At 62.7% G+C, this 25951-nt stretch carries 22 protein-coding genes; 11 read left to right on the forward strand and 11 right to left on the reverse strand.

Annotated elements, in window-relative coordinates; translation table 11 throughout:
- The first annotated feature begins 287 nt into the window (after window positions 1-287).
- The gene (locus WBV42_RS11935) at window positions 288-1283 is read left to right on the forward strand and encodes an asparaginase (RefSeq protein ID WP_423986254.1); all 996 of its coding nucleotides are present in this window, start codon (window positions 288-290) and stop codon (window positions 1281-1283) included.
- Window positions 1284-1330: 47 nt separating this feature from the next.
- On the opposite strand, the gene WBV42_RS11940 is transcribed toward WBV42_RS11935, so the two are convergent.
- Window positions 1331-2893 (reverse strand): MFS transporter, encoded by a 1563-nt coding sequence (locus WBV42_RS11940; RefSeq protein ID WP_423986234.1) that lies wholly within the window; start codon window positions 2891-2893, stop codon window positions 1331-1333.
- 148 nt (window positions 2894-3041) lie between these two features.
- Window positions 3042-4127, reverse strand: a complete 1086-nt coding sequence (locus tag WBV42_RS11945; protein WP_423986235.1) for an NAD(P)/FAD-dependent oxidoreductase — start codon at window positions 4125-4127, stop codon at window positions 3042-3044.
- Between the two features lie 120 nt (window positions 4128-4247).
- Here WBV42_RS11945 and WBV42_RS11950 point away from each other — a divergent pair, with 120 nt between their 5' ends.
- Complete coding sequence (locus WBV42_RS11950; protein ID WP_423986236.1) at window positions 4248-4484, forward strand: hypothetical protein; 237 nt, start codon at window positions 4248-4250, stop codon at window positions 4482-4484.
- 37 nt (window positions 4485-4521) lie between these two features.
- On the opposite strand, the gene WBV42_RS11955 is transcribed toward WBV42_RS11950, so the two are convergent.
- The 9 genes from WBV42_RS11955 to WBV42_RS11995 form a co-directional block, all read right to left on the reverse strand.
- Window positions 4522-5604 carry a Gfo/Idh/MocA family protein gene (locus WBV42_RS11955; RefSeq protein ID WP_423986237.1) on the reverse strand — a complete coding sequence of 361 codons (1083 nt, stop codon included), beginning with the start codon at window positions 5602-5604 and terminating at the stop codon, window positions 4522-4524.
- 124 nt (window positions 5605-5728) lie between these two features.
- A complete protein-coding gene (locus tag WBV42_RS11960) occupies window positions 5729-7261 on the reverse strand; it encodes a formate/nitrite transporter family protein (protein ID WP_423986238.1) in 1533 nt (510 codons plus the stop codon).
- A 109-nt stretch (window positions 7262-7370) separates the two neighbouring features.
- Window positions 7371-7946 carry a DUF7261 family protein gene (locus WBV42_RS11965; protein ID WP_423986239.1) on the reverse strand — a complete coding sequence of 192 codons (576 nt, stop codon included), beginning with the start codon at window positions 7944-7946 and terminating at the stop codon, window positions 7371-7373.
- Entirely contained in the window at window positions 7943-8359 is a 417-nt protein-coding gene (locus WBV42_RS11970; RefSeq protein ID WP_253228580.1) for a DUF7262 family protein, read from the reverse strand. Before WBV42_RS11970 ends, WBV42_RS11965 begins: the two co-directional genes overlap by 4 nt.
- Window positions 8352-9068: a DUF7263 family protein gene (locus WBV42_RS11975; protein ID WP_423986240.1), complete on the reverse strand. Its 717-nt coding sequence runs from the start codon at window positions 9066-9068 to the stop codon at window positions 8352-8354. The genes WBV42_RS11970 and WBV42_RS11975 overlap by 8 nt, the downstream gene beginning before the upstream one ends.
- Entirely contained in the window at window positions 9065-9589 is a 525-nt protein-coding gene (locus WBV42_RS11980) for a DUF7266 family protein (RefSeq protein ID WP_423986241.1), read from the reverse strand. Before WBV42_RS11980 ends, WBV42_RS11975 begins: the two co-directional genes overlap by 4 nt.
- Window positions 9589-10326: a DUF7289 family protein gene (locus WBV42_RS11985; RefSeq protein ID WP_423986242.1), complete on the reverse strand. Its 738-nt coding sequence runs from the start codon at window positions 10324-10326 to the stop codon at window positions 9589-9591. Before WBV42_RS11985 ends, WBV42_RS11980 begins: the two co-directional genes overlap by 1 nt.
- A complete protein-coding gene (locus WBV42_RS11990) occupies window positions 10323-12260 on the reverse strand; it encodes a type II secretion system F family protein (protein WP_423986243.1) in 1938 nt (645 codons plus the stop codon). The genes WBV42_RS11985 and WBV42_RS11990 overlap by 4 nt, the downstream gene beginning before the upstream one ends.
- On the reverse strand, window positions 12257-14461 hold the full coding sequence (locus WBV42_RS11995; RefSeq protein WP_423986244.1) for a type II/IV secretion system ATPase subunit: 2205 nt from the start codon (window positions 14459-14461) through the stop codon (window positions 12257-12259). The genes WBV42_RS11990 and WBV42_RS11995 overlap by 4 nt, the downstream gene beginning before the upstream one ends.
- Window positions 14462-14641: 180 nt before the next feature.
- Between WBV42_RS11995 and WBV42_RS12000 the strand changes: the two genes are divergently transcribed.
- The 9 genes from WBV42_RS12000 to WBV42_RS12040 all read left to right on the forward strand — a co-directional run.
- Window positions 14642-15361: a fumarylacetoacetate hydrolase family protein gene (locus WBV42_RS12000; protein WP_423986245.1), complete on the forward strand. Its 720-nt coding sequence runs from the start codon at window positions 14642-14644 to the stop codon at window positions 15359-15361.
- Window positions 15362-15486: 125 nt separating this feature from the next.
- Window positions 15487-17028 (forward strand): long-chain-fatty-acid--CoA ligase, encoded by a 1542-nt coding sequence (locus tag WBV42_RS12005; RefSeq protein WP_423986246.1) that lies wholly within the window; start codon window positions 15487-15489, stop codon window positions 17026-17028.
- 316 nt (window positions 17029-17344) lie between these two features.
- Window positions 17345-18475, forward strand: coding sequence for a PstS family phosphate ABC transporter substrate-binding protein (locus tag WBV42_RS12010; protein WP_423986247.1), 1131 nt, complete (start codon window positions 17345-17347; stop codon window positions 18473-18475).
- A gap of 134 nt (window positions 18476-18609) precedes the next feature.
- On the forward strand, window positions 18610-19689 hold the full coding sequence (gene pstC, locus WBV42_RS12015; RefSeq protein ID WP_423986248.1) for a phosphate ABC transporter permease subunit PstC: 1080 nt from the start codon (window positions 18610-18612) through the stop codon (window positions 19687-19689).
- A complete protein-coding gene (pstA, locus tag WBV42_RS12020) occupies window positions 19686-21242 on the forward strand; it encodes a phosphate ABC transporter permease PstA (RefSeq protein WP_423986249.1) in 1557 nt (518 codons plus the stop codon). The genes pstC and pstA overlap by 4 nt, the downstream gene beginning before the upstream one ends.
- Complete coding sequence (gene pstB / locus WBV42_RS12025; RefSeq protein WP_423986250.1) at window positions 21239-22114, forward strand: phosphate ABC transporter ATP-binding protein PstB; 876 nt, start codon at window positions 21239-21241, stop codon at window positions 22112-22114. Before pstA ends, pstB begins: the two co-directional genes overlap by 4 nt.
- Window positions 22111-23124, forward strand: a complete 1014-nt coding sequence (locus WBV42_RS12030; RefSeq protein ID WP_423986251.1) for an AbrB/MazE/SpoVT family DNA-binding domain-containing protein — start codon at window positions 22111-22113, stop codon at window positions 23122-23124. Before pstB ends, WBV42_RS12030 begins: the two co-directional genes overlap by 4 nt.
- 74 nt (window positions 23125-23198) lie before the next feature.
- Window positions 23199-24086, forward strand: coding sequence for an ATP-binding cassette domain-containing protein (locus tag WBV42_RS12035; protein ID WP_423986252.1), 888 nt, complete (start codon window positions 23199-23201; stop codon window positions 24084-24086).
- On the forward strand, window positions 24083-25951 hold a 1869-nt coding region (locus WBV42_RS12040), incomplete at its 3' end, for an ABC transporter permease subunit (protein WP_423986253.1). The genes WBV42_RS12035 and WBV42_RS12040, both read left to right, overlap by 4 nt.

Raw genomic sequence — 25951 nt, forward strand, 5'->3', positions numbered from 1 at the left:
TTGCAACTCCGCTTTCGTTGGGGGGCACTTTCCGACGACTTGCATTGGATCATCGTAGCAGCCAATGTTTCAAGTACTTATCGTGACCAATCTCGCCGAGATATCGCAGTATAACCACCAGAAAGCGCCGTAAAACAGGAATCAGTAATATCAAAATATATTAAATTTATTTGATTTGGAATCCGTTCGGCACTCCACTCCCACCTCATCCGATACCCCACACTCTACCTGACCCACGACGACCCGTTCCGCTCCGTCTTTTTGGTCGTCCGATGCGAACGGCCGATATGAACGTCACCGTTCTCGGCACGGGCGGAACGATCGCGAGTACGGCCCACGAGACCGGCGCGGTCCCGACCGAACGCGGAGCGGAACTGATCGACCGCGTCCCGGAACTGGACGAGTACGCGGATATCGCAGTAGAACAGGTCGAACAGGTTCCGAGTTACGAGATGACGACGGAAACGCTCGAAATCGTTGGCGGGCGGGTGACGGAATTGGACGCCGACCCGAACGTCGATGCCGTCGTGATCACCCACGGCACCGATACGATGGAGGAGACGGCGTACTATCTCGACGTGGCCGCCAACCCGAGCACGCCGGTTTTCCTGACCGGCGCACAGCGACGACCGGACGAACGGGGATTCGACGGCCTAACGAACCTCGTCACCGCGTTTGCGGCGGCAGGGGAATTCGTCGAAGACGATGGTGTTGACGGCGGAACCTACGTCGCCTTCGATGAGGAGATTCACTCGGCACGGTTCGTCACGAAGGTCCACACGTCGCAACTCGACGCCTTCGCCTCGCCCGGCGTCGGCCCGATTGCGACCCACGACCGGACCGGCGTTCGAATCCTCCGCCCGCCGCGAAGCGAATCAGTACACGTTCCGGACGCCTCGCTCGACCCGACCGTCTTCGTCGTCGGGAGTGGGACCGGAGTGGACGAACGGTTGGCCGCGGCCGCGCTCGACGCTGGCGCGGACGGCCTCGTCGTGAACGGAACGGGACTCGGCAACGTCACCGCGGAACTCGGGGAGTTCATTGAATCGACGGTTCGGGACGGAACGCCCGTCGTCGTCACCTCGCGCTGTCTCGCCGGGCGTACGACGCCGGTTTACGGGAACGCGGGCGGCGGCGAGACGCTGCGAGACGCCGGAGCGCTGTTCGCAGGGGACCTTCCCGCGCACAAAGCCCGCCTCAAGCTGATGCTCGCGCTGTCGAAGTACGACGACGAGAACGGAGAAGCGGGCGACGAAGCGATCCGCGCACTGTTCGACGCGTAGGCCGACTACGGAACCAAAACAGGGTTCAAACGGAACCGAAGCAGGATTCACTCCGACGAGGCGGCTTCGATGATGAAGTACGCCGCGATGACGCCGAGTATCGAGACGGCCATACAGAGCAACATCGCCCGGCCGAACGCGGAGACGAAGGCCACATGGACGATTCGCTCCACCTGCGATTCGACTTCCGGGGCGAGGTGTTTGAGCGTCGCCTCCGCGGCATCGGACCCGGACAGCAGCCCCTTGATCTCCTGTCTGTCGGATGCATCCAGCGCCGCTCCAGCCTTGACAAGCAGTTCGGCCAGCTTCTCGTTCTCAAGCGTCTTGAACAGGGCACCGGTCACCGCGACCCCGAAGACGGCCCCCAAGAGCCGAACCATCCCCAGCACGCCGGACGCTTCGCCGCCCTTCGCGTCGGGCAGCGCTCCCATTCCGACCGTGTTCGAGAGCGTGTACGCCACTCCGATCCCGGTTCCAGCGAGGACGAGTGCGACGAGGACGGTAACCAATCCGCTCGTCGGAGTGACACGGGTGAGGAAGACGAACGCGACTGCCATGAGTGCCATCCCACCGACCATCGAATTTCGGACGCCGAGCCGGGCCGAAACGTCGTTCGTCCGTGCTTCCAACGCCACCAGCGGCACCGTGAACGCCAGGAATACCAATCCGGTCCGTAACGGGGAGTAGTCGAGGATGTTCTGGAGATACAGCGTCATGTAGAACAACAGCGCGCCGAACCCATAGTTCACGACGAATCCGACCGCGTTCGCGCCGAGGAAGTCCCGGTTCGCGAAGAGGTCGAGTTCGATCAGCGGGTCGTCGGTGCGCCGCTCGATGACGAAAAACGCCGCGAGCAACAGCACCGCTGCGCCGAGTGCGCCGATGACGAACGGTGACCCCCAGCCGAGCGTGTCACCCTGTTGAATCGCGAGTACTAGCGCGACGAGACCGCCGGTAACGGTTACCAGTCCCCCGAAATCGACGTGATGGCCGACCGTCTCGTCACGCGATTCGCGCACGGCCGCGAGCGTCAGGATGACTGCCACCGCCGCGAGCGGAACGTTGAAGAAGAAAAACCAGCGCCACGACACCATCTGGGTGAGGACGCCGCCGACGAGGGGCCCGGCGGCCAGTCCGAGGCCGGAGATGGCGGCCCAGAGCGCGATACCTTTGCCGCGTTCCTTCTCGGGGAAGGCGTGACTGACTATCGGTAGCGACGCCGCGAAGAAGGCCGCCGCGCCCAAGCCCTGCACCACGCGGGCCGACACGAGCCACAGTTCGCTTTGGGAGAATCCGGCGAACGCCGATGCGGCGATGAAGACGGTGATCCCGATGAGCAGGACGCGCCGCCGACCGAAGATGTCCGACAGCCGTCCGAACGCCACCATCGGCGCGGCGAACGCGAGCAGGTAGGCGTTGATGGTCCACTGGAGCCCCGTGGTCGATATGCCGAGATCTCGACCGATGGTCGGAAGCGCGACCGTGAGACCGTTGAAATCTACGCTGACCAGAATCCCGGCGATGCCGATGGCCACCACCACCCACCACTTCCGGTTTTGTTCGGTGATCGTCGGCACGCGATTCGCCAGCTTCGTCGTGTTAGTTCCCATCTGTCTCCCACCCCTTACAGTCGCATCCGAAGAGCGCAACCGTGCGACAGCTGTTCTCCTGCGTTGTCGCTTCATTACGCCGTTGACGGGCATAAACATGTAGACAACTAAATCAGAACTGTCGTCATTTCAGCGAAGTCTCACGTCCCTACTCGAAACGCCCGGGGGACAGCTGCCGGAGCATCGGCGACGATTCGCCGTCCACCGCTTCGGATATCAACTGTCCGACGACGGGTGCTCGGGTGATTCCGAGGCCGCTCATGCCGACGGCGAGATAGTAGTCTTCCGTCCGTCCCTCACCTACGATCGGCAGGCCGTCGGGCGTGACGGTTCGGTAACCGATCCATCCCGTCTCGCGGCGGAAGCGGTCGGCGTCGAAGCCGAGTTCCGTGAGCAGGTTCCGTGCTCTCCGTTCGAAGTCGTCGTCGGGGGAATCTCCGGTCGTGGGAGTCGCATCCTCGTCCGCCCGAAACTCGGTGTTGTAGTGTCCGACGTACAGTCCCTTCGCGTATCGACGGACGTAGAGTTCGTTCTCGAAGAGGGTGAACGGAATTTCGGTATCCGCGTCGTCGGGAGTCTCGAATCCGACGATGGGACCTGCCGTCCGCCGCACGGGAAGTTCGGCATCCATCCCAGCCACATCCACCGCCCATGGCCCGGCGGCGTTCACGACCGCATCGACCGGAATCCTCTCGTCAGCCAGTTCGATTCCCGTGACGCTCCCTGATTCGGTTTGGACGCCCCTCACTTCCGTCCCGGTTCGAATCGTCGCGCCCACGTTCCGTGCTTTTTCGGCGTACAGTTCCGCGATGGCGACGGGGTCGAAGTGGCCGTCTTCGGGCGTCGAGAGCGCGCCGACGGCGCGCTCGTCGTCGTACGGACCTGCGTCCGGAAGGATCTCCGCGTCAATTCCCGCGTCCCGGAGCGAATCCGCGTACTCCCGATACGTCTCCAGCGTCGAATCCAACCACGCGACGTGGAGCAGTCCTGTTTGTGTGTACTCCAATTCGCCGTCCTCGATGAATACCGAGTACTCGTCCCACGCCCGCCGTCTGAGTTCGTGTGCGAACTCGCTCGGCGGCACCGCCTGCCACACGAACACGGCCATCGAGGCGGCCGTCGTCCCGCCGCCGATATCGTCCCGTTCGAACAGTTCCACGTCGTGACCGCGCTCGGCGAGGTAGTACGCACAACTCGTGCCGATGACGCCGCCGCCGATGATGCCGACAGTCATGAATCCGTTTGAGGGATCGCTTTGGGGAGACCTGAGTGTTGCCCGCGTTTCGTCACGGGAGTGTCAGTGTCACTGACAGATGAAAAATAATATATTCCATTATATTCTAAATCTGACAACATGGTCCTTCCGAAAACCGAACGCCCGTCCTCCAAACTGGGGTACTTCCGCAACACTCCGATGTTCGTCGTCGTCGCCGTGACGATGGCGATTTACGTCGTCGCACGCCTCCTATTCCTCCACTGGGGAGGGATTCAGACACCCGCTGACGCCGCCGAGGAGTTCATCATCGGAACGCTCGGTTGTTATCTAGGAATCTGTCTCATCGATTTCGTGTGGGACTCCCTGTTCTACTGATTCGAATCAAAAAGGGATGCGAGTCGGACGGTTCGGCTTATCGCTTCTCGCCGACCGAGACGCAGTCGCCCGTTTCAGAGGAGCGGTAGATCGCGTCCATCACGCGCTGGGTGGTGAGCGCCTGCTCGATGGTGTTGAACTCGGGCGCTTGCCCGGCCACGACGGCGTCGAGGAAGCGCTTGTCGCTTCCCTTCCAGCCGACGTGGTCGATGGAGGCGTCACTGACGGTGGATTCCACGAGGTGGTCGGGGCCGTTCGATCTCGCTTCCAACATCGTCAGGTCGTCGCCACCGAGGTCGAGACGTGCGCCCGCTTCCGACCCGCGAACGACGAACTCCTGACTCTCGGCTTCGTTGGTCGCCCACGCGACTTCGAGCGAGATCGTCCGGCCATCGGCACAGCGGATCAGCGCCGTCGCCGAGTCCTCGACGTCGAACACGGCCTCCTCGGTGGCGTCGTACCAGTCGTCCGGGTCCACGTAGTCGTCCCGATTCCCGAACTGGTTGCGGGTGACGCCGAACACGGTCTCGACCGGCGGGAAGTCCATCAGGTACAGCGCGAAGTCGATGGCGTGAACGCCGATATCGACCACGACGCCGCCGCCCGAGAGTTCCTCGTTGGTGAACCACGAACCGACACCGGGGATGCCGCGACTGCGGATGTAGTTCGCCCGGATGTGCCGAACGTCGCCGAAGTGACCCGCGTCCTGATAGCCCTTGAACAGTTCAGCCGCGGTCGAGACGCGGTTGTGGAAGTTCACCATGCAGAACCCGTCGGCCTCCCGCGCGGTTTCGGCCATCCGTTCGGCGGCCTCCAAACTGTCGGCGAGCGGTTTCTCACAGAGCACGTCGTAGCCCCGCCCGAGCGCGGCGACGACGGCGTCCTCGTGAAACGCGTTCGGCGTGGACACGGCGACCGCGTCGAGGTCCTCGTTCTCGTACATCGTCTCGAACTCCTCGTAGGTTCTCGCGCCGAACTTCGTCTCGAAATTCTCGCGAATATCGGGGACGGTGTCGGCACCCGCAACGACCTCGTGGCCGAGTTCGGACGCGTTCGTCGCATGAGTCTGGCCCATGAATCCCAAGCCGACGACACCGAGGCGAACTGGTTCTCCTTGCATGGCTACGGAAACGGGCGACTGAATAAAATATGTAGGCATAACGGCGAAACCTATCACGACCGTCTTCGCCGAGCACTTCGTAGGACATCGCGGTCATCGTTACCGTTACCGTTTCCCTTCCCGATCAGTTCCGACGCTCGGCCGAGCGAGGCTGTGTCCGATCATCGACGGCGTTCTCACGGTCGCGTTCACGGAGGGAGTTCATCAGACGGGAACCGAACAGCCAGTCGGCCCACGGCAGTTCGAACCGCTGGCGGTCGTGTTCGGGAAATCGCCGATTCTCGGTCATGCTGAAGTTCACGAGCGCGACGAACACGATACCACCGAGGGTGTTTCCGAGGACGACGGGAACGAAGAAGTGAAAGAACACCGATCCGAGGGTCTCGCTGCCGATGAACACCAGAAAGAGCACTTCACACGCGCCGACGACGCAGTGAAAGAGGTCGGCGACGGGGATGATGATCATGATGGCGTAGATGATGATGAGACGCGAAATCGTCTCCCGGGCCGCGTGCACCAACCAGACCATCGTCGCCACGAGGCCGCCCGCGAAGGCACCCTTGTAGAAGAGCGCCCACCACGCCGTCCTCATCGCGTGCTCGCCGAATTGGCTGGCGGTCACGGCCACAGCGGGGTCGAAAATCCCCGTCGTGGCGAGGAGGTAAGCGGTGATACCCGCACCGATGACGTTCGCCGCGAGCACGATTGTCCACAGTCGAAGCAGTTGCGGAAGGCTCGCGAGCCGCGTCAATACCAACGTCACCGGCGTCAGCGTGTTCTCCGTGAATAGCTGGTAACTGCCGATGACGATCATCACGAATCCGACGGGATACAACAGGTTGCTCATCCCCACGCTGTCCGGATACGCCGTCGTCATTGCGGCCCGCGCGAGGAACGTCGCGCCGATGCTCAATCCGGCGGCGAGCCCGCTGAAGAACAGCAACCGCGTGCTCCGTTCGATCTCCTCGTCCGCCGTCGCCGTCACGCGCTGGAAGATCTCGTCCGCCGAGAATCGGTCGCGGACGGCCTCGCCAGCGGCGGGTGCACCCCGCCGAGAACGGTCGATCGTCTCCCGAAGCTCCCGGTTTTCCGGCTGTAACGACCGCTGAATCTCGGTGAGACCACCGGCCTCGGCGATCACTTCGAGGAGCGGTTCGAGCTCGTACGCACCGTCGTAGCGTTCGCCGTTGACGAAGAACGTCGGCGTCGCGTTCGCGCCGCTGTAGATGCCGCTCTCGAAATCCTCCCTAACTCGCTCTTCGTACACCCCGCGGTCGAGTTCGTCCGCGAACCGATCGACGTCCAGTTCGAGTTCCTCGGCGTAGCTGATGAGGTCGGCGCGGGTGAGCGCGTCCTGATGCTGATACAGCAGGTCGTACATCTCCCAGAACCGTCCCTGCGCCGCGGCCGCCTCCGACGCCTCGGCGGCCCGCTGTGCGAGTGGATGTTGCTCCGTCAGCGGAAAGTGCCGGAAGACGAAGCGGACTCGGGTTCCCAGTCGGTTCAAAATCCGGCGGACGATGGGATAGAAATCGCCGCAGTAGGGACATTCGAAATCGCCGTACTCCACGAGTGTCACCGGCGCGTCGTCGGACCCGCGGACGTGATCCGTCTCGTTCACCGGCACCGTTAACGTCCGATTCTCGGTTTGGCTCATCTGAAACCCACCCCGTCAGCCCCTCGACTGACCTGGTACAATAGCCGCTGTCACACTGAAAGACGAGTAACAGAATAACGCTGTCGCCGGTACGTGGACCGTCGTCGAACTATACGGATGCGAAGACGAGCCGTTTTGATTCGAGATCTGTTCGAGACGATCGGGTTCTGCCCCGCGTTTCCACGACGAGCGTCGTCTCGTACCTCCCTCGCTCCATCGTCACCCGAACGTCGAACGCCACCGCGAGGACGTGCGTTTCGCCGTCCCGATTCTGAACGACCACGCCTCTACTCGCCTCGCACGCCCCGAATTGTCGGTTCGGACCATCCGGGCAGTTGGCCTGACACCACACCCGTGCCGCCGACTCGTTGTATTCGACCTGATACACGGTGCCCGAATCGACGCGAGACGAGCGAAGCGAGTCGAGCGTCCCCTGCAAATCGGTGCGAACCGTCGAGATGGCGGCGTCTCGTTGTTGCCAGCGATACGATTCCGGAACCCCGCTCCCGGCACCGTGAACGCCGCGCGAGAGGACTCGCTGTGCGTTTTGGACGGGCGCGTCGTACTCGCCGCTCGCGGCCACGTCCCCGCTGTAGCCCAGTTGGAGATACGCGAAGAGTATCGGAGTCAACGCGACGGCGACGAGTGCCGCCGCGCCGAGGACGAGTTGCGCGCGGTCGTTCACACGTACCACACCCAGACCGTCACGTCGCCGTTCGCCGTCGTCACTGTGGAGTGGCCGACCGGAACGCCTGCCGGTTTCCGATACCCGACGGACCCGTACGGCGTTTCGACCCGGAACATGAGGTTGTCCGGAAGGATGCGGTCGACACGATGTTCGAGTGTGCCTTTCTCGCGGCGGAACGACTTCGACGAGTCGATGATCTCAGCCAGTCGCGTCGTTCCCTGATGCCTCGGAGCGTCGTTCATGAGCACGTTTCCGGCGTCCTTCGCGTACATGTCCAGTTGTGTCCCTCTCGTGTGTGGCGCTGGAACGCCGAGCGCGAAGCCCATCGTAACGCCGAGGATGAGCACGACGCCGATTCCCGACTCCACGATGGAAAGGGAGAGTTGGGCGCGGGGTTTTCGATCACCCATCGACGGTCACCGCCAGAATCGACTTCCGGGTTCCGGCCGGATAGTACGTCACACGGACGCTTCCCGTCGGGAGCGCTCCGTTCGTGTCGAACGTGAACCGCGTCGTCTCGAACCGTGAGAGCGACACGTGAAACTCCCCGTCGAGACCCGACTCGTTTCGGAGAACGACTCGTCCGTTCGCTCGAACGGTGCTCACCGTCGTCCCGTCCGGTGGGTGAACGACGAGCGTCGCGTTCGGCGTACGCCGTGGCAGCGTGAACTGTGGATCCCTTCCCGACAGCGGCGGTGTCCGCGTCACCGCACTCCGATTTTCGACCAGCACGATACGGCGAATCGTCGTGCCACCCGAGGGAGACCCGCGTTCCGCAAGAATCGTGTCGCCGAGCCTGATTCGAACGTCGTGATCCGCGAGGATGGGAAACAACGTCATCAGGCGGGTTGTGTTCAGATTCGCTACTTTCGTCCCGTCGAGGACGTTCGCCCGAATTGTCAGTGGACCGTCCGCGGACACGAACCGTTCGCTCGTCGCGACGGCGATCCGACGCTTCGTCGGGGTCCTATCCGCGCCGACGAACGCCCGATCGGCGATACCGACGCTCAATCCCGTCACCATCGTCAGGATGAGGAGGGCGACCGCCAGCGCGGGCAGGTTCATCTGTCCGCGCAGTTGTGACCGCGGGAGTCGCTCGTCCGTCCCCTTCCGGTTCATCGATTCGTCCCTCGTTTCCCGCGTTTCAGTTCCACGATGAGACCATCCGGACCGCTGTATACCGCGATGATGGCGGGGTCATAACTCGACCAGTTTCCGCGTACCGTCGCGACACGGGACGGAAGCGAGAGTCGCACGCTCGAATTCGAGCCCCCGTCCGAGCGGTCGAGCATCAGCATCCGCCCGTTTGCACGGATGACGTACTCGTGGCCGCGAATCGTCTCCGGCAGGGAGACACGCATTCGTACGTCGACGTTCGTCCCATCAGCGGGAACCGACTGCTGGATGCGTTCCGCCGTCTTCGAGAGGACACGGTCGCCGACTTCGTGGCCGACGGCGACCTTGTACTTCGGAACGACGCCACTGTACAGCGTCGTCGTCAGCAGTCCAATGTACAGGACGACGAGTCCCGCTTCGAGTGCCTTGCCGATGACGGGGCTAACGGCACGGTCGTCGCGGAACCGCCTGTCACTTTTGCGGCTTCGATGTCTTTCGTTCGTCCTCCGTCTACGGGCGTCCATCATTCGACCTCCGTTCGCATGTCGTGGACGACGAGATAGGCGAACCGTCGCCCCGGGTATTTCGCCACGACGCTTTGGATACCGTCATCGTCGAAGTCCCGAATCGTCGTCGTGGCGTTCTCCCGCTCGAAGTAACGCCGCCACGCGTCGGGCGTCCTCGTCTCGATCGCGACTCGATAGGTACCGTTGCCGAGCGTCGTCCGGTTGTGCGTGACGTTCGTACGGACGAGTGCGGATTCGCCGCTCGTGGAGACGACCGTTTTCTTCGAAGCGTCGAGTTTCGGTGCGCCGACGATGAGGACACCACCACGTCGCGAGGACGTTATCGGCGGGCGTGCGTACATTTGGCCGCCGTCGTTCGTCCCTCGGACGACCGCACCAGCCACGTACGTGACACGCCTGTTTCCGCTCGTGAAAACGAGCGCATCGGTCTCCACTGTCCAAACATTGCCGGAGTCGTCGAGGACTCGAAGCTCCCGGCTCTGGGTCGTCAGCTTGCCGTTCGAAAAGGAGATCCGACCGCGATGGATTCCGGTGGTCTCGACGGGGGCGAGTGCGTTGCTCATGTCGTTTGCGACACGCGCCGAGTCCGCCGTCGCGGCGTTGCTTTGGACGACCATCCCGACGCTGGCCGTCAGCGAAGCGAGCGAAAGCATGACGACACCCAAGAGGAGCGCGACGCCGACGACGTTCGATTGGGCGCGAGTCGTGCGGTCCGGACGGGTTGTGGAGGTCATACCATTCCCGCCCCCGCGAAGACGAAGTACGCGATCGCGACGAGTGCGGCCGAGTGAAGCAGTGCTTCGTAGAACCCGCGGCTCGCGTACCCCGCGAACCAGCCACACGCGAGCATGGTCGCTTGGGTAACGACGTAAAACCGATATCGGTCGCGGATCGGTTGCACCGCGTTCGGGTCGAGCGCGAACCCGGCGTTCGACGAGGAGACCGTCGATAGCTGTGCGAAACTGTCGAGGACGTACGTGTTCACGGCGACCATGATCCCGACGACGAGCAGTGCCGTCGTCCACCCGACCACGACGTACACGAGCATGTTCGAACGCAGCGACTTCTTCTGGTGGTACAGCCGCCCGATTTCGACCTGTAGCGTGTCGAAGACGGTTTCGGTATCCCCGCCGACATCGAGGGTTCCGGTGACGAGACCGATAGTTTGGTCGGCGAGCGGCGTTCCGACTTCGTCGACGAATCGGGTGAGGGCATCGCGTCGGAGATCGCCTTCGCGGCTGGTGAGGTTCGCACTGAACGCGAGGTCGTTGACGTTCGGTTGAAGCGCGCCGAGGTCCACGTCGCGGGCGACGCGCTCGACGGCGGTCGAGAACGGTCGCCCGAGACTGACGTGGCTCGACACGGCGTGGACGAAATCCTTTATTTCCCGGTCTTTCGCGTCGTCACGGCGCGAGCGCCGTACCGACACCAACCCGACCGGAAGGGCGAACGCGACGTACGAGAGCAGGACGACGTTGGTCGGCGTGTAGCCAAGGGAGAGGAGAAGCGTTCCGACGACGACCGCCGCCGGACCAAACGCGACGATGGTATTTGCGGGATTGATGAACACCGTCCGCAGGAAATCGGTGACATCCCTCGACCGTGCGTGACCCGGCGGGGATTGGTCCGCGGGACGGAGCGACGACACCATCACCGCAGCACCGGCACCGATGACGAGGATGAACGCCCCACTTCCGTAGATGATGAACGCACGAACCGAGAGCGCACCGAACGGTGCCGGTGCGGGTGCCGCCAACCCCGGCGCGAGGACGCTCATCACGGTCAACACGATGACGAGCAACGCCGGAATGACGAGCAGGACGATGAACATCTCCGCCAGCAGTTCGAGGAAATCCTGTGCCTGTTCGTGAGAGCGAGACTGGCTGTGGCTCAACATCCGCCCTTCCATCTGGAGATACTGCTCCAGCGCGTCGGGACCCTGTTCGGCGTGTTCGCGGAACTTGAGCAGAAACGGCGCGAGCACGTCCCGCGAGGGTGTATCACGCGCGACGATTCGCAAGCCGTCATCGACGCTCCCGGTCAGCGCGGCCTTGTTCAACACCTTCCGGAACGCGACCGCGGTTTCGCCGTAGGATTCCTCCCGGTCGGCGACCTTCCGAAGCATGGCGATCAGATCGTCGCTCCCCGACGAAAGTGCGCGGAGATAGCGTACCGCGCCGGGGAGCGTCCGTTCGATGTTCGACCGACGTGCACTCGCCGCCCAGCCGAGATACAATCCGCCGAACCACACCGTCGCCCGTTTTCCGCCCGTCGCGCAGACGACGGCGAGTATCGCTGCGGCGTCCACGCGGGACACGGATGGAAACGTGAGTTTCTCCAACACAGGTACGCCGCCGTGAAAGAATGACACGAGATGTGCGAGGACGGAAGGAGGGATTGCGAGTATCAATACTCCCGTCCACGCGAACAGTGCCAGAAAGACGACCCACGAGAGACCGTAGGTCCGCGACAGGAACACGTCGAAACTGGCGTTCACGTCCGTCGCGCGGTACCGTTTTCGATCCCGGTCGTGTCGCCTGTGATCGGCGTGGCGCGAGAACAGCGCGTACAGCGCGCGGTCGAGGATACCGAGGGAAGAGCCCGAGCCCATGGAGTTTCCCATGACGTCCCCGTTCGCCGTCGTGTTCGGGGTCTCGGTGAGACTCATCCGCTCACCTCCCGCGATACTCGCTCGACGGTCGCTGCTTCGTTGTTCTGCAGGTCCGCGAGGAACGAGAACAGTTCGTCGAAGTCGGTCATCCCCTCGCGTTCCAGATACTGCACGTAGTTGTGTTTGCGGTGGAACTCCGTCTCGACCTCCTCCACGCTCCGGTCAGTACGGTGGGCGAGTCGGTCGAAGAACTGGAACCCGATTTCGTGGTCGTCGTCGCCGAGTCGCGGATGGTCGTACTTCGTGTGGAACGTCCCTTCGTGGTCGCGCCATGCGACCGTGTTCCAATGAATCGTCGTGCCGTCCTTTCGAACCGTTCCACAGCGACCGTCCAACTCGGCCAGTTCGTCTTCGTTCACGAATTCGATGACCTCGCCAACGTAGCGCTCGCCGTTGACGTTTCGCGGGAAGACGACGAGGTCTATCTCCCGGAGCAGATACGACGAGAGCCCCTGTTCGACCACGCGGTTGACGAGCTTTTCGATGTTTTCCGCGTGCGTGGTGCCCAGGAGACCGTGTCCCGTGTTGAGCGATTCGGCGAACGTCTGGAAGGAAGCGGGGGTGTTGATTTCGGCGATGACCTCGACATCCGGGTTCAGGTAGTTGCACTCGGTCATCAGGTCGGCCATCGTCACCCGCTTGTAGTCGTTTTCGTGGTCGCGGGTGGTGAGCGAGACGCCGGTTTCGTGTGGCAGTCGAACCTCCCGTGACCCCTCGTCGATGCTGATTGGCCGGTCGCGGTACGGGATGAACGGCATGTGCGCGTTCATCAGCGTCGTCTTTCCGACACCGGTTTGCCCGGAGAACAGCGCGACGCCGTGGTGCTCGTACAGTTGCCAGAGGAAGGTGACGATTTCGGTGGAGATGCTTCCGGTATTCAGCAGATCGACCGGCGTCATCGTATCGGGTGCCTGTTTTCGGATCGAGATGTGCGGCCCGCCCTCGCTGATGACCGGCAGGGCGACGGCACAGCGAATGGTCTCCTCGTCGGCCACACCGTCGGGGGAAAGGTTGACCTTCGCGCTGGGGGTGCTGGCGTTGAGTTCGACACCATCGGAAGCGGCCATCTGGGTGACGACGTTGACGAACGCCGATTCGTCCTCGAACGAGAGGTTCGTCGGGATGCGTTCGCCGTGGCCGATGGCGTGACCGCGGGGAATCACTTTGATCCGTTCCCCGACCTCGTTCGCCTCGATGTCTTCGAGCAATCCGTCCCGGATTGGAATCGTGAGCTTGCCGTGGCCGACGTAATCCCGGAGGACGTAGTACACGAGGTCCGAGAGGCGGTCATCCGAAAAGCGATGGTCCACGGGCGGAACGGCGAGGTCGTACTCCGCGAGCGCCGTCCGGACGCGATACTTCGCCGCGTCGAACCAGGCGCGTGTGTTCCGGGCGGTCAATCGCCGCGAGAGGAACTGCTTCGCGCGTTCGCGGACGAACGCCGCTCGGTCGTCCACGATGTCGCCGACGTGGGTCTCCCAGATTCGGTCCTTACACTCCGTGATGAGTCGGTCGTCGTCGGGAAGGAGGTTGGGTTCGAGGACGGCGTACTTCGTGGCGAACGAGTCGGTACCCAACAGATGCTCCTGATAGACGACGACCGGGATACGGAACCCCTCGAAATCGACGGTGTGCGTCTCGATACGCTCGCTGGCGAAGCGCGCGAGGTAGTCGGCGTCCGCTGGGAGGTCGGTATCCGCGGGTGCGTAGTTCTCGGTGTGAACGACGAGATGGTCGCCCGCGGCGTCGGCGACCTCGATCTGTTCGTCGAGCGCGAGGGGGGTGAGTCGCCCGAGACAGAGGAGTTCGGCGAGCGCGTGATACTCGACGCGCCGCCGGGAGTCGGGCGAGAGGTCGGTCAGGCGGTCGATGGCACGCCGGTACTTCGGTTCGAACCCGTGTTCCACACACTCCACGGCACCCTCGCGCGTGAGCGGTCGGCGGAGATTCGCGGTGGCGAAATACTCCCGAATTCGGGTGACCGCTTCCTCGTCAGCGGCACTGAGCGTGGGCGTTCGAACGTCGTATCGAAAGCCGTCGTCCGTCTCCCGAACCGTGGCGACGACACCGGGATGGAGTTCGCGTTGGTCGCGCACGTCCGGTGCGTACCACGCGTCCGGGTCGTCCGGTGGAATCGGTGGGGGAACCGTTCTAGTATCAGACGTGGCAGGTGTGTCAGAACACGGTGAAATATCCATCGAAGACATGTCGTTATGAGTATGTTTGGTTTGACATTCTAATTTAAACCTTTGGAAATTTTGGATCATATATTGTTTTCTGGCGTAAATATTTCGGGGTGGCTACCGTAGCCAGGCCATTCGAGACGTGAGCGAGGGACACCGAAAGGAATAGACGCCTGCTGTGAGTGAGTTCGACGTATGCGTTTGGCACGGATTCGTACCGCGGACGGGGTGTTGACCGGCGAATACGAGGACGGGACGGTGGACGCTGGCACAGAGTCGTACGTCGTCGGTGACGACGCCGAACTGCTCGCTCCCTGCGAACCGTCGGCACTGTACTGCGTCGGGCGGAACTACGCGGCGACGAACGAACAGATGGACTACGAGCGGCCCGAACGTCCCGACTGGTTCATCAAGCCGCCCGTCTCGGTTCGTCCGCACGAGGCGACCATACCGTACCCTGACTGGACGAGCGAACTGACCTACGCCGGGGAACTCGCGGCCGTTATCGACGATCGATGCACGGACCTCGACGTCGACGACGTGGACGACGCGGTTCGCGGATACACGATACTCAACGACCTCGATGCGCTCGACCAGGACGGGCGAACCGCCCGAAAAGCGTTCGACGGGTCTGGGCCGTTGGGTCCGTGGATCGAGACGGAGTTGGAGCCAACGGACGTCGAGATGACGACGCACGTCGGGGGCGAACTTCGGCAGGAGGCGAACACCTCGGAGATGCTGTTTTCCCCGCGTGAAGTCGTCGCGTTCCTCTCGAAACGGTACACGTTCCAATCGGGTGACGTCGTCTCCTTCGGCAGTCCCGCGAACCCCGGTCTCGTTCGTCCCGGCGAGGCGGTCGAAATCCGATACGACGGTATCGGAACGCTCGAAAACAGAATCGTCGACGCGGATTGACCGTGGAAACCGGCGTCGGGGTCATCGTACGTCCACTCTCTTTTCGGTGAGCGCTTGTGCGGGGAGAGAACTCTCGAACCACCAGTGTGCGGATATTTATTATTCGTGCGAATGAAACTCGGGATATGCACCCGACCGTGGGAGATACTCTCTCCCTCACTGCCGAGAAGTACCCGGAACGCACCGCACTGGTGTACCCGCGAAAGGACCAAACCTGGAGCTATCGGGAGTTCGATGAGAACGTGAACCGACTCGCCAACGCGCTCTCCGAACGTGGTGTCGGAAAAGGTGACCGTGTCTCGACGCTCCTGTTCAACACCAGCGAGATGGTGCTCACGATGTACGCCGCCTCGAAACTCGGCGCGGCGTTCAATCCCTTGAACTTCCGCCTTCCCGCCGGGGAGGTGACGTACATCCTGAACGACGCCGAGAGTTCGGTACTCGTGTACGAAGACGCGGTGGCGGACGTGGTAGCGGCGGCCAGGGACGACCTCGAAACGGTCGAGGAGTTCGTCCACGTGGATGATTCGAGTGCGGACACGTATTTCTACGACCTGCTAGCGGACCAACCGACGGTGGCACCGAGCGTGGACGTCTCACAGGACGACGACTACATCGTTATGTACACTAGCGGGACCACCGGGCGGCCGAAAGGCGTCGTCCACGCCCACCGGGACATGATCGAGCACAGCATGTCCGTGCTCGTGGACCAGCAACTGACCCGGGACGACGTCGGCCTCTCGGCGGCACCGCTCTATCACTCGGCGGAACTCCACGTCTTCCTCATTCCACGGATCCACGTGGGGGCGGCGACCGTCATTCAGCACTCCTTCGATCCGGAGTTGGCGCTCTCGATGCTCGCGGAACACGACGTGACGGTCCTGTTCGGTGCGCCGACGATGTGGCTCGCGATGCTCCAGGCGGACCCGGAGTCCTACGACCTCTCTGCGCTCCGATTGGGCGGGTACGGTGGAGCGAGCATGGCACCGGCGACCATTCGCGACATCCACGAACGAATCGGCTGTGACCTCCTCCAATACTACGGAATGACTGAACTCGGTCCGGCGGTCACGGTACTCTATCCGGACGAACAACTGGAGAAGGCGGGAAGCGCCGGAATTCCGATCCTCAATCACGACGTCCGCATCGCCCGACTCGACGAGAACGGTAACGCGCTCGCGCCGGACGAGGAGGCACCGACCGGAACCGTCGGCGAGATCATCGTTCAGGGTCCGGCGTTGATGCGAGGGTACTGGAATGGTCCCGAAAAAACCGACGCGGCGATCCGTGACGGATGGTACTACTCCGGTGACCTCGGCTACGCCGACGAGGACGGCTACGTCTGGGTCAAAGACCGTGCGGACGACATGATAATCAGCGGTGGAGAAAACATCTATCCGCGAGAAGTGGAAGACACGCTCCTCGAACACGCCGACGTTATCGAGGCGGCAATCGTCGGCGACCCCGACGACGAGTGGGGCGAGAAGGTGGTCGCGTACGTCGCCGCCGAGTCGGGGACGACCGCGGAAACGCTCGATTCGTTCCTCCTCCGGAGCGACGACCTCGCCGATTTCAAGCGCCCGCGCGAGTACGCCTTCGTCGACGAACTCCCGAAGACGCCCAGCGGGAAGATTCAGAAGTTCGAACTCCGCGAGGAGGACGCGTAAGGGCGGAGCGAGCCATCACCGCGGCCACGGTTCTCCGTTCTCCCCCTCTGTTCGAATTCAAAACATTCTCCGACTGACTGTTGTTTTCATCGAGAAAAGAGTTATATCATAATACCTCGTCGGAGTTCGTGACTGCGGTTCGCCGTTCCACCCTGTCAGCCATCTATATAGTAGTATTATTCCGATATTACTACTATTGGCGGAAATTGTCCGAATAGTGGCACCAATAGCGCTCCGTTCGGGTATGACTTGAACGGTGATAATATGAACGCCTATTATAAGCGGTTTTTATGTCCCATCGGCCTCCTCCGAGTGAATGACGCGAAAATCCGAACGGGCGAACGGTGGCACGTCACGACGAAACTTCCTCGCGGTAACCGGCGTCGCTGGCGCAGCAGCCCTCGCTGGCTGTAGCGGCAGTAGCGGCGATTCCAAAGATTCGAGCACGAGCTCGGGAGGCGACGGTTCGGACACGTCCAACGATAACTCCGACAAGACGTCGGAACAGAGCGGCGACATGAAGAGCAAGGACCTCCTGACGGCAGGTGGCTCCTCGACGGTGTACCCCATCACGAACGATGCGGCGTCGCTGTGGAACTACAACGCGCCGGCGGACGACGAGGAGTACTGGCCCCACAGCAAGTACAACATCGACACGAAGAAGAACTTCGCTGACTACTGGGCCTCTCAGTACGACGTTTCGGCGAACAGCGACAAGGGCATTCCGTTCCACGTTTCCGTCGGCCTGAGCCACTCGGGCGTCGGCCTGAACAAGGTCAAGGAAGGGAAGACGGACATCGGCGACGCCTCCGCTCCCGTGCAGGCGGAACTCTCGGGACTCGACAGCTACGACAAGTTCAAGAACCACGTCGTCGGCATCGACGCGATGCAGGTCGTCGTCAGCAAGGACATCAAAGACAGTGGCGTCAAACAGATTACGATCGAAGATCTCGCCAAGGTCTACAGGGGGAAGATCACGAACTGGAGCAAACTCGGCGGTCCGGACCGCAAAATTCAGGTCGTCGGTCGTGTCGAAGGGTCGGGTACCCGAACCATCTTCCACGAGAACGTCCTCGACGGGAAGAAGGAAGCGGCCGGTGTCCAGGTGCACAAGGGCGAGAACCAGCAAGTCGCCTCGACGGTGGGTGGCTCCAACAACGCCATCGGGTACGTCGGCTACGCGTTCGTCAGCGACAAAACTCCCGCGCTTCACCTCAAAGTCGATAGCACGGTGTACTCGCAGGAGCACGGCAACCTCGGTTCGAAGGACTACCCGCTCAACCGTGACCTGCACTGTTACACCTACGAGGGAACGGACAAGTACGAAGCCGCGTTCATCGGCATGATCATCAGCGAATTCGGACAGAAGGAGTTCGTCAAGCCGCACAACTACATCATGCTTCCGGAGGATCGCCGAAAGGAAGAGAAGCAAAAGCTCAAGCAGTAAACCAGGCGGTAGCATCCGTCAGCAGCCACAGTATCAGTCATCCGGTTCCGTAACCGCGGAACCACCACTTCGGTTTCATGGACCACACAGTCGTTCACGGTGGGTAGCATCGGTGTGAACGACTTATACAAACAATGTCAGTAACACACATCCTCTCTAATCGTACCGACTCGTTCGGGTTGGGACGGTTGGCGCTCGACGAACAGATCGCCGCAGGGGTCGGCCTCTGTTCGGTCGTTGCGTTCGCGATCGTTTTCCTGATGGAACCTTCCCTCGCCGTCTTTCCCGTCATCAGCTTCCTGCTAGTGACGCTGTACGGCTGGGTTCGAAATCAGGCCGTAACGGCGCGTGCGCTCACCTTCCTCGCCACCGTCTCGACCATCGTCGTCCTCGGACTCATCACCCTGTTCTTGGTGTTCAAGTCCATGACGGCGTTTCGAATCATGGGTCTCGACATCGTGACCAAGACGGACGGCACCCTCTGGTCGTCCTCCGATCGCGTCTTCGCACTCGCCCCGATGATCTGGGGGACGTTCGTCACGACCCTCATCGCGACGTGTATCGCCGGACCGCTCGGCATCGCGGGCGCGATCTTCATCGCGGAGATGGCTCCCGGATGGGTCCGGGACATCGTCAAGCCGGGCGTCGAGATGCTCGCCGGAATCCCGTCCATCGTCTACGGGTTCATCGGGTTCAACATCGTCAATTCGGCGATGATGGACTACCTCGGACTCACCACCTTGGGAAGCCTGTTCGCCGTCGGCCTCATCATCGGCATAATGGCGCTCCCGACGGTGGTTTCGATCGCCGAGGACGCGATCACCGCCGTCCCCAATGCGATGCCCGACGGCGCGCTCGCGCTCGGCGTCACGGATTGGCAGACAATCAAGAGCGTCATCCTCCCCGCCAGCGTGTCGGGGATTTCGGCCGCCGTCATCCTCGGCGTCGGCCGCGCCATCGGCGAGACGATGGCCGCGACGGTCATGCTCGGGCACAACGCGATGTTCCCGAAACCCCTGTACAACGTCTTCGGCAACACCGAGACGCTGACGACGCTCATCGTGAGCCAGTACGGAAACGCCATCGCCGACAAGCCGTACCTCAGCGCGCTGTTCGCGGCCGGGGTCGTGCTGTACATCACCGTCCTCGCGTTGAGCATCGCTTCGCTCCTCATCGAGCGCCGCATGGAAAGTAGGCTCGGGGGGTCGCTATGAGCGACGCCTACAAGGGCGACATTCATCGGAGTATGGACACCGACTGGTGGCGAACGGTTACCATCGCCATCGTCGGCATCGCGTTCCTCTCGATGATCTTTGCGGCCGCGAACGTCTTCAGTTGGATAACCGCGACCGACATGTTCGGTTCGGTCCACCTGTACACGCTGTACGGCATCGCCCTCGTCCTGACGGGGGTCGGGGTGGTGTTCGTCGGCGTCGCTTCCGCGACCGACGTCGTCGAGACGCGTGCGAGCGACAAGACGGGAGTGCTTCCCGGGACGCTCGCCGCGGCCTTCGCGCTCGCCATAATCGGACTGGTCGTCTCCCAGACGCTCGGGATCAGTTCCACGCTCGGGTGGGCCGTTCCCGCACTGCTCGCGGGCGTGCTCGTCTTCTTCGGCGTCACGTTTGCATCGGACGACCTCGGTTCCACGCTCCCGTGGGGGCTGTTCGCCGCGTTCGTCGGCGTGCTCTTTCTCACCGGCGTCATCTCGCCGGAGTGGACGTGGAAACTGACGACGTTCGACCTCGGGATAAAAGGGATAATCGCGATACCGAGCCTCGCCTTCGTCGCCAGTTTGTTGACGGCGTGGTCGGCCGCGAAGGCCACCGAAGGGTTCGGCGTGCGGGGCCAGCAGACGGGCGCGTACTTCCTCGTCGGAACGAACGCGTTCTTCATGCTCGGATTGCTCGCCATGCTCGTCCTCTTCGTCACCGAGAAGGGAGCGGAACGAGCGCTGAAGGGATTCCACATCGGGCCGGGGTTCTCGATACACTGGCCGTTCGTGATGAACGGGAGCGGTCTCGGTGTGATGATTCCGGGCGTCAAACCCGCCATCGTGGGAACGTTTTGGCTGGTCCTCGGGGCCATCCTGGTTTCGGTCCCGCTCGGCGTCGGTGCGGCGGTGTTCCTCACCGAGTACGCCGAACGCGGATCGTTCACTTCCATCGTTGATATTGTGACCAACGGCCTCTGGAGCACGCCGAGCATCGTCTACGGCCTGTTCGGCTACGCGTTCCTCCTGCCGCGCCTCGGCGGCCGACCGAGCGTGCTCGCGGGACAACTCGTGCTCGGCTTCATGCTCCTGCCGCTCGTTCTCATCACGAGTCGTGAGGCCATCCAGTCCGTTCCGGACGCCTACCGTGACGGGAGCGTCGCACTCGGGGTAACGCGGTGGCAGACCATCAGAAGCGTCGTCCTTCCGGCGGCGGTTCCGGGAATCATCACCGGTATCATCCTCGGCGTCGGTCGAATCGCCGGCGAAACCGCACCGCTCATCCTCGTCACCGCGGGCGGCCTGAACGACCGGGGCATCCACGTGCTCGACAGCTTCCAGTTCTCGACCGCGCCGCCGTTCGTGACAAACGATGCGTTGTTGCACTCTTCGAGCGCCCTGCCGTATCAGATATACGCGGTCATCGAGGCTGGCGTCAGCGGCAGTGAGGAGTTCGGGTGGGCGACCGCCTTCCTGCTCCTCGTCGTCATCATCTGTTTCTACGTTGTCGGCATCGCGACGCGACTGTACTTCCAGCGGAAACTGAACCAATGAGCAAGACAGCTACGACTCGGGTAGACGGTGAATCGGCGGAGGAAACGAAATCGGAGTGGATGGACTACACGTTCGCGGGCGAAACGGCCATCTCGGTCGAGGACCTCGACGTGTTCTACGACGACGATCAGGCGCTCCGATCGGTTTCGATGGACATTCCGAAACGGAGCGTCACCGCACTCATCGGCCCGTCCGGATGTGGGAAATCGACCTTCCTGCGGTGCCTCAACCGCATGAACGACAGGATTCGAGCCGCACGCGTCGATGGATCCGTCGAATTCGAGGGAGCGGATATCTACGACGACAACGCGGATATCGTCCAGCTCCGACGGAAGGTCGGAATGGTGTTCCAAAGTCCGAACCCGTTCCCGAAATCGATTCGGGACAACATCACCTACGGGCCGCGCAAACACGGCGACATCGACACCGGCCTGCTCGCGTCGCTGCTCGGCCGCGACGACAAGGACGAGGCGCGCGGACTCGTCGAACGCTCGTTGCAACGGGCCGCCCTCTGGGACGAGGTGGAAGACAGATTGGACGACAGCGCGCTGGGACTCTCCGGCGGACAACAACAACGGCTCTGCATCGCCCGTTGTCTCGCGGTGGACCCCGAAGTCATCCTGATGGACGAACCGGCGAGCGCGCTCGACCCCATCGCCACCTCGAAGATCGAGGACCTCATCGAGTCGCTGGCCGACGAGTACACGGTCATCGTCGTCACCCACAGCATGCAACAGGCGGCCCGCATCAGCGATCAGACCGCCGTGTTCCTCACCGGCGGCGAACTCGTCGAATACGACAAGACGGACAAGATCTTCGAGAACCCGGCAAGCCAGCGCGTCGAAGACTACGTGACTGGAAAGTTCGGATGACGGTGGAACTGGCGGACAACACGAGGACGGTGCAGGCGACGGGGAGTTCATCGTACACCATCTCGCTGCCGAAGAAGTGGGTGGACGAGCACGGCATCGACGCCGGGATGGAACTCTCGTTCTACCCGGCACACGGCGGGGAACTCGTCATCAAACCCGACCGGGATTCCTCGGAAAACTCCAGCGAGGCCGAGCGTCCCCGCGTCGATATCACCGAACTCCCACCGACCGACGTTCGACAGGTCGTGACCGCCCTGTACGCCACCGGCAGTGAGGCGTTCGTCCTCGTCTCCGGGAATGGACTCGGTTCGGAACAGCGCCGAGCGGCGTCAAAGGCGGCATCGGGAAAGACCGGACTGGAGGTGAGCCGCGAGTCGGAGACGGAACTCTCGCTCAGGATGGTCATCGACACCGCCGCCGTCTCTCTCGAACGGACCGTCCTCCAGCTCCAGTACGCCACGCTCTCGATACAGCGTGACGTCGTCAGCGCCCTCGTTGACGGACATCTCGATAACATCGACCAGATCGATCGGTGGCACGACGATGCGTCACGACGGTTCGAAGTTCTCGACGGTCAGTTCCGGCGTGCGCTCGGCGATATACGGGAACTCGACCGACTCGGGCAGTCCCGACGTGCCACGTTCGACCGATACACGACGGCCCGGGAGTTGCTTCCCGTCGGAGAGGGGTTCCAGCGCGTGGCCGACCTGCTTTACGACCGAAGCGACATCAAGCGGGTCGCCTGGGGCGACGAACTCGACGACTGCGCTCGACGGGCGCGTTCGCTCACGGAGGAGGCGGTCGATGCCGTACTGACGGCCGAACGACCGCCGTACGACACCGTCCGGGCCGCCCGAACGCTCTCCGAGGACGTCGCGGAACTCCATCGCCGAGCGGACGCGGAGACGGATAGCTCCTACGTCTGGACGGTCGCACTGGTCGGTCTCGAACGCTCGGCGACGAGCGCGAGCGAGATCGCCGAGCGGGCGGTGCAGGCGTCGCTTCGATGACGACAATTTGATGTTTTTCGCCGGTTTCACCGCACAGGCTCAAGTAGATACAGTGTCTGGGATCGGATATATCGATGATAGACGTGGAAAATTTGCGGAAGGAGTTCGGCGAGTTCACCGCCGTTGAGGGAAGTAGCTTTTCCGTCGCCGATGGGGAGGTGTTCGGCATCATCGGGCCGAACGGGGCGGGGAAGACGACGACCCTGAAGATGCTCGCCGGACTCATCGAACCGACGGCCGGGAGCGCGCACGTCGCGGGCTACGACGCACAGGATCCCGAGATGCGGGCCCAACTCGGGTTTCTCCCGGAGGAGTCGCCGCTGTACGAGGACATGACGCCGACCTCGTACCTGTCGTTCTTTGCCGATCTCTACGACGTGCCCACCGAAACGGCGACGGAGCGGATTCACGACACGCTCGACCGCCTCGACCTAGAACACCGCGACCGGCGCTTGGGCGACATGTCCAAGGGGATGCGACGCAAGGTCGCCATCACCCGCTCGCTGGTCAACGATCCGGACGTGCTGATTTACGACGAACCCGCAAGTGGTCTCGATCCGCTCACGACGAACTACATCATCGAGTTCACGCGCGAACTGAGCGACTCCGGCAAGACCGTCGTGTTCAGCGCGCACAACCTGTTTCACGTCGAGAGCATCTGCGACCGAATCGTCGTGATGAACGACGGTCGAATCGTCGCCGGGGGGAGCGTCGAGGAACTCCGCGCGGAACACGGCCGGACGGAGTATCACGTCTCAACGACCGTCGAGGTGGCCGACGCGGTGCGGGAGAACGGAACCTACCGCCGCGTCGTAGAAAGCATGGACGCAGTCGCGGAGACACGCGAACTCGCCGAGGCCGCGGGCGGGTCCGTCGTGGACATCGAGACGCGTTCGCCCAGTTTGGAGGACATCTTCCTCGATTTGGCGACCGACGCGCCGGACGTGGAGGGGCGTCCGTGAAGCGCCGCAAGACGCTCCGCATCGCGCGCTGGGAACTCTCGAAGAACACCGGGGGGTTCGATCGGCGGACGGTCGCCATCGTCGCCGCGGTCCTCCTGCTGGTCGGAGCCCTCACGCCGATGGTCATGAGTCGAGGGAACACCGTGGACGACGGCATCTATCGCGTCGGCGTCTCGAAGGAAAGCCAGTACTACGGCCCGGTCGCGAACGACCCGACGTTCGTCGCCGTCGAACCGACTCGAAAGAACTTCGACTCGGGGCGTTTCGACGTGTTCGTCTGTCCCGAAAACGTCGTGGGCTGTCCGCGTCACGCGGTTGAGCGGAAGGACTCACCCAAAGGAAAGGCGGCACTCGCCGAACTCCGGTCCGCCGTCCAGCAGTACAACGACCGACGGATGGCGGACGAATCCGACCGCGCCGCCGCGTTTCCGGTGAACGTCACACTCCGGTACGTCGAGCAGAACGCGACGGCTTGGACGGGAACGAGCAGGCCAGGGTCACGCGTCGGTGCCCGAACGACGACGAAGGCCGGACAGGTCAATCTCGGTGGCGGGAGCGACAGCGGTGGTGCGGGAAGTCGCGGAAGCAGTGGTGCGGGAAGTCGCGGAAGCAGTGGTACGGGAAGTAGCGGCAGCGGTGGTTCGGCAAATGGCTCTTCGTCGGGTGCCGTGCGAGCGCCATCCGTCGGGAGCGGGTCGTCGCTGTTCGCCGACAATACGCGGCAGGGAACTCCCTCGGACATTTCGCCGCCGTTCCCATTCGAGTCGCTGGTGCTCGCGTTCGCGTTCGTCCTACCGATGAACTTCGTGATTCAAGCCTACGCCAGCAGCATCATCGAGGAGCGAATCAACGACCGCGGCGAACTCCTGCTGGTTTCCCCGGTCTCTCGCGGCGACATCATCGCCGGGAAGACCCTGCCGTACTTCGTCGGCATGGTCGCCATCGCGGCGGCGACGGCGCTGGGTATCGTTCACTTCACGCCGAACGTCGCCGACCGCCCGGTCGCCATCGCGGGAGCGGCTTTGATTTCCGTCGCGTCGGTCGTACCCATCGCGCTGTTGTTCCTCGCGTGTGCGTTCGTCGCCGCGATGTTCGCTCGGTCGTTCAAGGAACTCACGTTCGTCACGGTGTCGCTCAGCGTGTTCCTCACCGCGTACGCCTTCGTCCCGTCCATCTTCACCGACGTTCACCCCATCGCGGCGATATCGCCGCTCTCACTGGTCGTTCGCGTGCTCCAAGGCGAATCGGTCGCGTTCGGGCAGTACGCTTTCTCCACCCTTCCGCTATTTCTCACCGCGGGCGTGCTGTTTGCGCTCGGCGCGGGCGTCTACCGCGAGGAGGACATGTTCACCCAGCGCCCGGTTCTGTTGAAGGCACTCGACGCGCTCGACGGCCAACTTCGCGGGAAGCGGAGCGTCGCGACGCTGAGCGCGCTCTCGATTCCGTTCGTCTTCGTCGCGGAACTGCTCGCCGTCGCGCTCCTGTTCGCGCTTCCCGTCGCCCTCTCGCTTCCCGTCCTGCTCGTCGTCATCGCGGTCATCGAGGAGGTCGCAAAGAGCGCCCACGTTTACGCCGGATTCGCTCACGAGCGATTCGACCGCTCGCCGGGGACGTTCCTCGTCCTCGGTGCACTGAGCGGGTTCGGCTTCTTCGCCGGGGAGAAACTGACCGCCATCGCCCAGTTGGTCGGCCTGCCGAACCTCGAACTCGGTCGGGCGGCGTTCGGCGTTACCACCGGCCTCGGCGTGGACGCGTCGCCGCTCGTATTGGCTGGACTGCTGTTCGCGCCGCTGGTGCTCCACACCGTCACCGCGAGCATCACCGCCTACGGTGCCAGCAGGGATCGAAACTGGTACGTCTGGACG

It is taken from the genome of Haladaptatus sp. (assembly GCF_049589095.1).
GTDB lineage: Archaea > Halobacteriota > Halobacteria > Halobacteriales > Haladaptataceae > Haladaptatus.